Genomic DNA, 10,456 nt, shown 5'->3' with positions numbered 1-10,456 from the left:
CTGTTTTTGAGAAAACAGGCCAAAAAACAGGAAGGGCGCTTTTAGGCAAAGGGCTGGTTCAAAAGAGCTCAGGCAGCCGTGATATGGAAAAGAGCCTGTTTGTATTTTTTGCGCTGAAAATGAATAGCAAAGAAACCTGACTTCGCGGTTGCCTCGCCCCATAGTGCTGCCATGCTGCTCTAAAGACGCTCTGGACGAACCTTTTGCTCCCCATTTTGCTTGCCAGAGCAACGTCTAAATAAACTCCCCGCCAGAGAATATGCTGGTATTTTTCTTTCTTGTCAGTAAAGATTTTATGGGCGAGTGGCAATCTTCCCCTTACTATTGGCTTTCCCGGGTACACCGCGTTTTCCTGTGATATGATGTAGGATATGCTATTGTAGTGGATTCCTGAATTGGCAGCCCGTCTAATAGGCGTAGGGGGGACAAGAACAGCTGCATTCGTATTGATGGCGATAGGCGTGTAGAGTGGCAAATGGCCTCTCCGGCAATAGCAGAAGCTATTGCTTCCACTTCCCTCACTCACTCCACCTAGTTACTGCAGAGGCAAAAAAAAAGTCCTGTTTCGCGGTTTTTTGAAAAACAGCCCGGAAACAGGATGATCAGGCAGTGGCAGGGATGGCTTATTTGTTCCGGTTTTTCTCCTCCTCCTGGCGTTGGTCTTCTTCACGCTGCTCTTCTTCTTCAATCTGCTCCACTTTCTTGGCATCACGCATTAAACGGTTGGAGAAGATGAAGTCGTTGAGTTCGCGTACCTTGGTGTCCATGATCTCGCTGCTGTGGCCTTCCCAGAGCTTTTTGCCCTGGTAAAGGAACATCACGTTGTCACCGTACTCCAGTACAGAGTTCATATCATGGGTCACCACAATGGTGGTAATGTCATATTCCTCTGTGATCTCCTTGATGAGCTCATCAATTTTGATGGCGGTAAGCGGGTCCAGGCCGGAGTTGGGCTCGTCACAGAAGAGGTAGGTGCAGTGGGGGGCAATGGCGCGGGCAATGCCTACGCGTTTCTTCATCCCGCCGCTGAGCTCAGAGGGCATCAGTTTTCCGGCCTGCTCCAACCCAACCCGCTTCAGGCAGAATTCTACCCGTTCGCGGCGTTCGGCACGGGTCATGTCTGTGAGCATTTTCAGGGGGAAATCAATGTTCTCGTTCACGTTCATGGAGTCAAAGAGGGCGCTGCCCTGAAACAGCATCCCTATCTTACGCCTAATCTCCTGTTTGATATCCAGCTTGTTGTTGGTGAAGATGCGCCCGTCATAGGTGATGCTGCCTACGTCTGGCTTCACCAGCCCCACAATGCATTTGAGGAGCACGCTTTTACCCGTACCGCTGGCCCCCAGGAGCATGTTCATCTTTCCAGACTCAAACACACCGTCTATGCCATCCAGTACCTTTTTCCCGTTGAAGGATTTCTGTATGTTATGAATTTCAATCATGGCTAAATTTTAATGGCCGCCCCTCCGGTTCTGCCCCTCTTCCCTTTCTGCTACAGCAACACCTGGGCACACACGTAGTCGGCAATCAGGAGGGCTATGACACTGTTGGTTACGGCATTGGTGCTGGATTCGCCTACCTCTAACGCGCCGCCGGTGGTAAAATACCCTTTGTACGAAGAGATGGAGGAAATTATGAAGGCAAACACTACTGACTTGATCAACGCGAAGGTGATGTTAAACCCTATAAAGCTGGAACGAAGCCCGGTAATGTATTCCTGCCCAGACAGGGCACCGGTCAGCGTGCCGGCCACATACCCCCCCAGAATGGAAAGAAACATGGCAATGATCACCAGCATAGGGAACACCAGGATAGAGGCCAGCATCTTGGGCAGCACCAGGTAAGAGGCTGAGTTGATGCCCATCACCTCTAGCGCGTCTACCTGTTCAGTGATGCGCATGGTGCCCAGGCCGCCGGCAATGTTTGACCCCACTTTACCCGCCAACACAATTGAGGTGATGGTAGGGGCCATTTCCAGAATGGTCATCTCGCGCACCATAAAGCCAATGGTAGACCGCGGAATAAACGCATTGTTCAGGTTGTAGGAGATCTGCACGCAGGTCACCGCCCCAATAAACGTAGAAACCACCGCCACAATAAAGACCGAGTTGATCCCAATCAGGACCGCCTCCTCCATGGTGCGGTTAAAGAGTATTCTGGGTGATTCTGGCCTTCTTACAAGGCTGAAGAGAAAGAGGAGGTAAGAACCTAAGTTTTTCATGTAGAAGAGTACAAACCGAGTGTGCCGTAGCCCCAATACAGGAAAGTTGGGGCTTTTCTTGGTTTCAAATGCCTATATTACGTTGAAAAAAGAAAAAACATCTAGCGCATGCAAAAATATCTAGTGATCACGGGCGGAACCAAAGGCATTGGCAAGGCCATTGTGCACCGTTTCGCGGCCGAAGGATTCCACATCATCACCTGTTCCCGCCAGGAGAAAGACCTGCGGCAGCTCAAGCTGGACATTGAGCAAACCTACACATTTTCTAAGGTTTTCTACAAGGCCCTGGATGTAAGCCAGGAGGGCGAGGTGCGCCGGTTTGTAGACTATATCAAATCACTGCATATAAAAGTAGATGTGCTGGTGAACAACGCCGGTTTCTTTATTCCCGGGTTTATTCATGAGGAAAGCGATACCGTGCTGCGCGAAATGATCAACACCAACCTCTACAGCGCCTATGACCTCACCAAAGGCCTGGTAGGGGACATGATCAAACGCCGTGACGGGCACATCTTCACCATCTGCTCTACGGCCAGCGTCACCGCTTACACCAACGGCGGCTCTTACTGCATTGCCAAGCACGCCCTTTACGGCATGACCCGCGTGCTGCGCGAAGAACTGAAAGAGCACCAGATACGCGTCACGGCCGTGTTGCCCGGCGCCACCTACACCGCCAGCTGGGAAGGGGTAGACCTGCCGCAGGACCGGTTCATGAAGCCCGAAGACGTGGCCGCCGCTATCTGGGGTGCCCACAGCGTCTCAAAGCAGACCGTGATAGAAGAGTTGTTGCTTAGGCCGCAGTTAGGCGATATTTAGTTTAGTTTTTGGTTGGTAGTTATTCGTTGTTTGAGATTTGAAGGAAAGTGAAGGATGCCTTGAACCCTGCGTTTTTGACCGGTTTTAGAGAATCTAGGTCAAAAACGGGAAATCAGAATTTCTTAAGGTAAAGCAAGTGGCTCAGTAAACATTTTCTGTAAAAAGAACTTCTCCCTAATAACGAACAACCCATATCGAATAACTTATTTATTTAAATTTGAGCAAAATCATTGATATGGAACTAGAAGGTAAAGTAGTTGTGATTACTGGGGCAAGCAGCGGGATAGGGCTGGCAGCCGCTAAACTGTTGCTGGAGCAAGGGGCTACCGTGGTAAGCTGGAGCAGATCCCGCCCTAAGATTTCGCACCCTGATTTCTATTTCTTTGAATGCGATGTGCGCCATGAGCAGTCGGTGCTGTTTGCTTATGAGCAGACGGTGGAGCGGCTTCGGCAGAACATCAGCGTCCTCATCAACAACGCCGGTCTGGGCATTCAGGGGGCCATTGACACCATGAGCCCGCGCGACTGGCACACCATGATGGACACCAACGTGAACGGCATCTTCTACTGTACCCGCCTGGTATTGCCCCAGATGAAAAAACAGCTGGAGGGCCACATCATCAACATCTCCTCTATTGCCGGCCTCACCGGGATAGAGAACATGAGCGGCTACTGCGCCACCAAGTTTGCGGTACGCGGTATTTCCCATTCCCTGTTCAAAGAAGTGCGGCCGCATGGCATTAAGGTTACCTGTATCTATCCGGGTTCTACCGCCACCCACTTCTTTGACGGCTTTGAAGGTACCGGCACCGCCCCAGAAAATATGATGCAACCAGAAGATATTGCCTCTACCATTCTGCACGTGCTTCAGTCTCCGCCCAACTACCACCACGTTGACATTGAGGTAAGACCTTTAATGCCCAAGGGGAAGCCAGAGAAAAAGCAAGCCTAAGCTTTCAGAATGGGAATTGAGATAAAAGACCTAACCAAAGTTTACGGGACCCAGCACGCCGTTGACCACGTTTCCTTTACCGTGGGCACCGGGGAGATTGTGGGTTTCTTAGGGCCCAACGGCGCCGGGAAATCTACCACCATGAAAATTGCCACCTGCTACCTGCCGCCCAGCAGCGGAACGGTGCTGGTGAACGGCCATGACGTGCTGGAGCAGCCCAAGGAGGTACGCCGGCAGGTAGGGTATCTGCCCGAGCACAACCCGCTCTACCTGGACATGTACGTGCGCGAGTACCTGCATTTTGTGGGCAAGCTGCACGGCCTGGGCGGGAGCCAGCTCCAGGCTAGAACCAATGAAATGATTCAGCTCTGCGGGCTAACCCGCGAAAGCCATAAAAAGATTGGCGCGCTGTCTAAAGGCTACCGGCAGCGAGTGGGGCTGGCGCAGGCCATGATCCATGACCCGGCGGTGCTCATTCTGGATGAACCCACTACCGGTCTTGACCCAAATCAGATTGTGGAGATTAGGCAGCTGATCAAGGAGGTGGGGCAGGCCAAGACCGTGTTGTTCTCTACCCATATCATGCAGGAGGTGAGCGCCCTCTGTGACCGCGTGCTCATCATTAACCAAGGCAAACTGGTGGCAGACAGTCCCGTGGCTGAGCTCAAGAACATGGGTCGGCAGGAGACAAGAATCTTAGCTGAATTTGAAGCAGACGTGAACCCGGAACCTATCCTGGCTTTACAGGGGGTGCAGCGGGTAGAGCCGGCGGGCGTGCATAAATACAGAATCATTGCTTCGGCCGGGGCCGATTTGCGATCCTCCATTTTCCGGTTGGCCAGTGACCACGGCTGGCCCCTGGTAGGGTTGCAACAGGAAGAAAACACCTTGGAGAAACTGTTTCAGGATTTGACCAGGGCAGCAAAGTAGCCCTGTCCTGTTTTGGGGCTGTTTTTTGAAAAAGAGGCCAGAAACGGAAACTCTCTCTCTTTTCATCCTGAAAGGAACTTGGCGGCGAACGGTAATAATGGGTATTAAGCGCTTTTCTAGTTCGCCCACAAGATTCTTACAGAATGACAATTGGGGAGTTGGAAGCTGAAAGATGTTTGCAAACATTTCTACCACATTCAAGTTGCCGCCCTTGTTGGTGTTCTCGCCAACAAGGGCAGCAGGGTGCAGTGAGAAAATGTTCTGTTTTTGGGCTGTTTTGGCCAAAACAAGCCGGAAACAGAGAGCATTAATCAAACCATTACAAGCACACTAGTACTCGCCACGAACAACAAAACACGAATAACTACCAACGAACAATGTTCGCCATACTTAGTAAAGAATTCAACTCCTACCTCAACTCCCTCATTGGCTATATTGTCATTGGGGTGTTTCTGGTGGCCACGGGGCTGTTCATGTGGGTGTTCCCAGACAGCAGCGTGTTGGACTACGGCTACGCCGATCTGCAGAGCGTGTTCGGGCTGGCGCCGTGGCTGTTCCTGTTCCTGATTCCGGCCATCACCATGCGCACCTTTGCTGAGGAGCGCAAAGGCGGCACCATGGAGCTGCTGCTCACCAAACCGGTATCTGATGCCCAGCTGCTGCTGGGGAAATATTTTGCGTGTCTGTTGCTGGCGCTGTTTGCGCTGCTGCCCACGCTGCTGTACTACGTGAGCGTGTACCAGTTGGGGGATCCGGTGGGGAATATAGACTCGGCGGCCGTGGCAGGGTCTTACCTGGGGCTGGTGTTTCTGGCGGCGGTGTTTGTGGCCATGGGCGTGTTTGCCTCGTCGCTCACTGAGAACCAGATTGTGGCCTTTATTCTGGCGGTGTTCCTGTGCTACATGGTGTACACCGGCTTTGATCTGCTGGCCTCCATTGACGCCTGGGGAACCGCCTCTTACTACATTGCGCAACTGGGCATCTCGTACCACTACAGTTCCATCAGCAAGGGGCTGATTGACTCCAGAGATGTGCTGTATTTCCTGAGTGTGATCACGGTGATGTTATTGGCCACCAAATTAGTATTGGAGAGCAGAAAATGGTAGAGCAGAACCAACCAACCCCATCGGCGCAGCCGGTAGTGGAGAGCCGCCGCCGCCATGACTGGACCTTCTTTCTGGTGGCCGTGGGCCTGCTGCTGGTGCTCAACTTCGTGGCCAGCCGCTATTTCTTCCGGATTGATTTAACCCAGGATAAGCGGTATACCATCTCTAACCAGACCAAGCAACTGCTGGGCAACCTGCAGGAGCCGGTGCAGGTGACCGTGTACCTGGAAGGGGAGTTCCCTGCCGGTTTCAGGAGGCTGCAGAACAGCATCAGGGAAACACTGGAGGAGTTTAGGCTCTACTCAGACGGCAAGGTACAGTACACCTTCATAGATCCCAATGCCAACACCAATGAGCAGGCTAGGAATCAATTCTATCAGCAACTGGTGCAGAAAGGGCTGCAGCCCACCAACCTCTTTGCCACCGAAGGCGACAAGAAGGTAGAGAAAATTGTGTTCCCGGGGGCGCTAATTTCGGCGGGAAACAAAGAGACGGCCGCCATTCTGTTGAAAGGCAGCCAGGCGGCTACGCCAGATGAACGGTTGAACCAGTCTATTGAGGGGCTGGAGTACGAGCTGGCCACCGCCCTCCGGAAAGTGGCCTCCACCAGCTCCGGCAGGATTGGGGTGCTGCAGGGGCACGGGGAGCTGTGGCTGCCGCAGGCCGCCGACTTTCTGGGAACGATTTCAGAATACTACACGGTGAACCGCGTGCAGATCAGTCAGGTGCCCAACCTGAACAACTTCAACCTGGTGGTCATGATGAAGCCTACCCAGCCGTATTCAGAAGCAGATAAATACAAGCTGGACCAGTTCATCATGCGCGGGGGCAAGGTCCTGTTCCTGCTGGATGGCGTTCGCGCCTCTCTGGACAGTGTGCGGGAGAATGGCCTGCTGGCGTTCCCGTATGACCTGAACCTGCAGGACCTGCTCTTTAAATACGGCGTACGGGTAAACCCAGACCTGGTGCAGGATCTCAACGCCAGCTTTATTCCCATGGTGACCGGCTACATGGGCAACCAGCCGCAGACCCAGCTGGTGCCGTGGCGGTATTACCCGTTGATCAACAGTTTCAGCCAGCTTCCGGTAACCCGCAACCTGGACGTGGTGCAGACCAAGTTTGTGAGTTCCATTGACACCGTGAAAGCCGTAGGTATTAAGAAAAGCCCACTGCTCTGGACATCGCAGTACTCGCGCATCAGGGAGTCGCCGGTGTCCATTTCGCTGAACGACCCGCGCATTGACCGTGACCCTAAGCTGTTTGGGAAAAGCGCCATTCCGGTGGGCTATCTGTTGGAGGGCAGGTTTAAATCAGTCTTCACAAACAGGCCGGTGCCCGAAGGGGTCACCATCCCGTTTGAGGCCGAAGGGAAAGCCACCCAGCTAGTGGTTTTCTCTGACGGTGACCTGGCCGCCAACGATATTGACCCGCGGTCTGGCAGGCCGCTAGAACTAGGCTTTGACCGCTTCTCCCGCTCCCGTTTCGCCAACAAGGAACTGCTGAAAAACGTGGTGGACTACCTGCTGGATGAGAAAGGACTGATTGAGCTTCGCGGAAAAGAAATTGAGATACGCCCGCTAGACAAGGCCAAGCTGCGCGATGAGCGAACCAAATGGCAGGCCATCAATCTGGGTGCGCCATTGGTGCTGCTGCTGCTGTTTGGCGTGATGAAATTCTGGTGGCGCAAGCGGAAATACGCACGTTAGGATTTTTATCTGGGTCTTTGAATGCCGTTTTTGGCCTGTTTTTCTGAAAACAGGCTAAAAACGGCATTTTTACCAATTCACCATTATTGATAGGGCGGAAGTATTAAGCTGATGTTGATGTATTAAGATGTTGGTTTTTAATGTAGAGACCAGGCACCGCTTTGTCTCCCACGTATTCCTGATATTCCCCTCCTGAGAGGGGTAGGGCTGGATTTTACGCATCAATGGTTTTCTGCCAAGTATAATGAGATGGCTAGCACATGGAGACGAGGCGGTGCCTAGTCTCTACCTCGTCATCCTGAGCTTGCCAATGGATCTAAGGAAGACAAGTTTTACTCTAACCACCGCACTTTCCAAGCCTCTCCCTGCCCCTGTTTGTCGGGTTGATCCTTGATGCTCAACCTAACCAAAAGAACTGAGAACTCCCTAACGCGCTGCCGCTCAGACAGGAGGGGTTTCACCTACTTTACCACCACGCCGACGCACACAGTTCCATAGCATTAGTGGCTACTGCTAAGTTGAGCAGTCTAAGCGTGTCTCTCTAAGTTCCTCTTCGGCTTCTTCGTTGCCCGCTCCCTCAGGAGAGGCTAAGGAGGAGGCGTTGCGTTTTGGGGCTTTTTCCGGAAAACAGCCCCAAAACAGAAAGACCTGCTGAAGGGGTTTCAGCAGGTCTTTCTGTTTTTCAAGGAAGGGGAAGGAGCTTAGTGGCCTCCGCCGGCCTCCAGGTTCTCAATGTCATAGCCTTGTTTCTTCAAGATGCCGGAAACCTTCCAGGCGAAGAATGCCAGATACCCGAAACAGGCCACGGCCACCCAGTAAGAGGAATGGATGTCTATAAAATCGGCTAAGCCGCCTTGTAGGGGCGGGATAATGGCACCCCCCAGAATCATCATGATCAGGAGCGATGAACCCTGGCTGGTGTACTTGCCCAAACCGGTGATACTCAACGCGAAGATACTGGACCACATGATAGAGCAGATCAAACCACCGCTGATGAAGGCGAACAAACCCACTTTACCGGCAGTGAACAGGCCAATCACCATGGCAATCATTCCTAACAGGCCAAGGCCCATTAACAATTTGGCAGGTTTGCCCTGTGACCAGAAGTTGATGGCAATCAAGATGGCGATGCAGATGGCATATACAAAAAGGTCTTCAATCACGTTTCCGCTGATATAGTTGACCAACAACACCACTCCAAAAGCCAGGAAGGGAACCACCACGCTCAGAATAGTGCGGGTGCCTTTAGAGACATTGAAAATGGTGACCGCGCTCATCCAGCGGCCAATCATTAAACTACCCCAGTAGAGGGAGATGTACCGGGAGATTTGCGCCTCATTGTAGCCGCCAAACTCCGGTGTCTGTAACAGGGCACCCAGGTTGCTTTGAATGGTTACTTCCACGCCCACATACACAAAGATGGCAATCATACCCAAGGTTAACTGCGGGTACTGCATGGCGCCCCAGCCGCTGCTGTTTTTCTGGGCTGCCTTGGTAGACATAATCAAGATCAGGATCACGCTCACCAGAGCCACCACCAGCAGGATCAGGGTAGTGGTGCCTGTTTCACTTTCAGGCAACAGTTTGCCTATGGCAGACAGCACAATAATTACCCCGGTAATGGCGAGCAATGCCCGGGTAGCCTTCCCGCTACGCTCAGGCTCTTCATCTGAGGTGACCCGTGGCATGTTCCGGATGGAGAAAATACCGGCTACCAGCAGGAAAACACCCGCCAGAATGAGGTACAGGGTATTAATTGAACCAGTAGAGGCGGCGGCAATCTGCTCAGGGGTAGCCACTACGGCTCCAAACAAAACCAGGGTGATGATGATAGGCCCCAGGGTAGTGCCCAGGGAGTTCACCCCGCCCGTCAGGTTCAGGCGGTGCATACCGGTAGCCGGGTCACCCAGGGCCACCGCAAACGGGTTGGCGGCAGTCTGTTGCAACGAGAAGCCCAAGGCTATCACAAAAAAGGCCAGCAAAATGATCACGTACTGCCCGGAACCTACCGCAGGGATCATGAGCAGAGCGCCTGCCACGGAGACTAACAAGCCGTAGATGATGCCTTTTTTGTAGCCTATTTTGTTCAGGAAGTCATACCCTACGCTGGTGGAGTAGAGGTACAGGAGGAGGGAGCCAATAAAATATGCTCCGTAAAACGCTGAGTCAATCAACTGCGACTCAAACTGCGTCAGATCAAAATGGGTTTTGCAGAAGGGGATGAACACCCCGTTGGAGGCGGCCAGGAAGCCCCAAAAAAAGAACACCATGGCCAGCGTGTACAATGCTGAGCCGTAACTTTTACTTGACTGTTGCTCCATAAAAGGATGAAAAGGATTAGTTGTAGGTTTGGTTGAAAGGGTAAGGTACTAAATTATTTGAAAATACCTCAAAAACGCTGTTTTTAGATGGTTTGCCTTTTTCAAATCACATGAAAAGAAGCGGGTACCGGTGAGATGGGACTAGCCGGAAAACTGCTTGAAAACCAGAAAATTGTCTTCGGGTTCGCTCCTAATCAGCCTTTGTTCCTGCAATCTGCCCCACCCATTACCTGCTTTTGTGGTTTCATTGCCTAAGTGGCACCACCAAAAGGTACAGGAACCACGTTGGCTTTAACTTTCGCTGCTGCCTTTACTTGCGAAGGCAAAATTTAGAACTGCGCTTCTCCTGAAGGTGTACATAAAGAACCACGTCCGTTTTCGGGCTGTTTTTAGGAAAACAGCCC

Annotated in this window: 8 protein-coding genes; 5 read left to right on the top strand and 3 right to left on the bottom strand. The window is 52.3% G+C overall.

Annotated features, from left to right (window positions below):
* Window positions 1-623 precede the first annotated feature (623 nt).
* Together A8O25_RS21210 and A8O25_RS21205 are read right to left on the bottom strand one after the other, a co-directional pair.
* Complete coding sequence (locus A8O25_RS21210; RefSeq protein WP_066839491.1) at window positions 624-1,442, bottom strand: ABC transporter ATP-binding protein; 819 nt, start codon at window positions 1,440-1,442, stop codon at window positions 624-626.
* A 50-nt stretch (window positions 1,443-1,492) separates the two neighbouring features.
* Window positions 1,493-2,221 carry an MlaE family ABC transporter permease gene (locus A8O25_RS21205; RefSeq protein WP_066839493.1) on the bottom strand — a complete coding sequence of 243 codons (729 nt, stop codon included), beginning with the start codon at window positions 2,219-2,221 and terminating at the stop codon, window positions 1,493-1,495.
* 108 nt (window positions 2,222-2,329) lie between these two features.
* Here A8O25_RS21205 and A8O25_RS21200 point away from each other — a divergent pair, with 108 nt between their 5' ends.
* From A8O25_RS21200 to gldG, 5 genes are all read left to right on the top strand, one after another.
* A complete protein-coding gene (locus A8O25_RS21200; RefSeq protein WP_066839489.1) occupies window positions 2,330-3,037 on the top strand; it encodes an SDR family NAD(P)-dependent oxidoreductase in 708 nt (235 codons plus the stop codon).
* Window positions 3,038-3,272: 235 nt separating this feature from the next.
* On the top strand, window positions 3,273-3,989 hold the full coding sequence (locus A8O25_RS21195; RefSeq protein WP_066839487.1) for an SDR family oxidoreductase: 717 nt from the start codon (window positions 3,273-3,275) through the stop codon (window positions 3,987-3,989).
* A 9-nt stretch (window positions 3,990-3,998) separates the two neighbouring features.
* The gene (gldA, locus tag A8O25_RS21190) at window positions 3,999-4,919 is read left to right on the top strand and encodes a gliding motility-associated ABC transporter ATP-binding subunit GldA (RefSeq protein WP_066839485.1); all 921 of its coding nucleotides are present in this window, start codon (window positions 3,999-4,001) and stop codon (window positions 4,917-4,919) included.
* Window positions 4,920-5,296: 377 nt separating this feature from the next.
* Window positions 5,297-6,025, top strand: a complete 729-nt coding sequence (gene gldF, locus A8O25_RS21185; RefSeq protein ID WP_066839483.1) for a gliding motility-associated ABC transporter permease subunit GldF — start codon at window positions 5,297-5,299, stop codon at window positions 6,023-6,025.
* Window positions 6,019-7,731 (top strand): gliding motility-associated ABC transporter substrate-binding protein GldG, encoded by a 1,713-nt coding sequence (gldG, locus tag A8O25_RS21180; RefSeq protein WP_066839481.1) that lies wholly within the window; start codon window positions 6,019-6,021, stop codon window positions 7,729-7,731. The genes gldF and gldG overlap by 7 nt, the downstream gene beginning before the upstream one ends.
* A gap of 701 nt (window positions 7,732-8,432) precedes the next feature.
* Here the strand turns inward: gldG and A8O25_RS21175 are convergent.
* Window positions 8,433-10,052 (bottom strand): MFS transporter, encoded by a 1,620-nt coding sequence (locus A8O25_RS21175; protein ID WP_066839480.1) that lies wholly within the window; start codon window positions 10,050-10,052, stop codon window positions 8,433-8,435.
* Between the last annotated feature and the right edge of the window lie 404 nt (window positions 10,053-10,456).

Source organism: Rufibacter ruber, assembly GCF_001647275.1.
Taxonomy (GTDB): Bacteria; Bacteroidota; Bacteroidia; order Cytophagales; family Hymenobacteraceae; genus Nibribacter; species Nibribacter ruber_C.
Note: the sequence above shows the minus strand (reverse complement) of the source record. Positions and strands in the feature narration are given on the sequence as shown.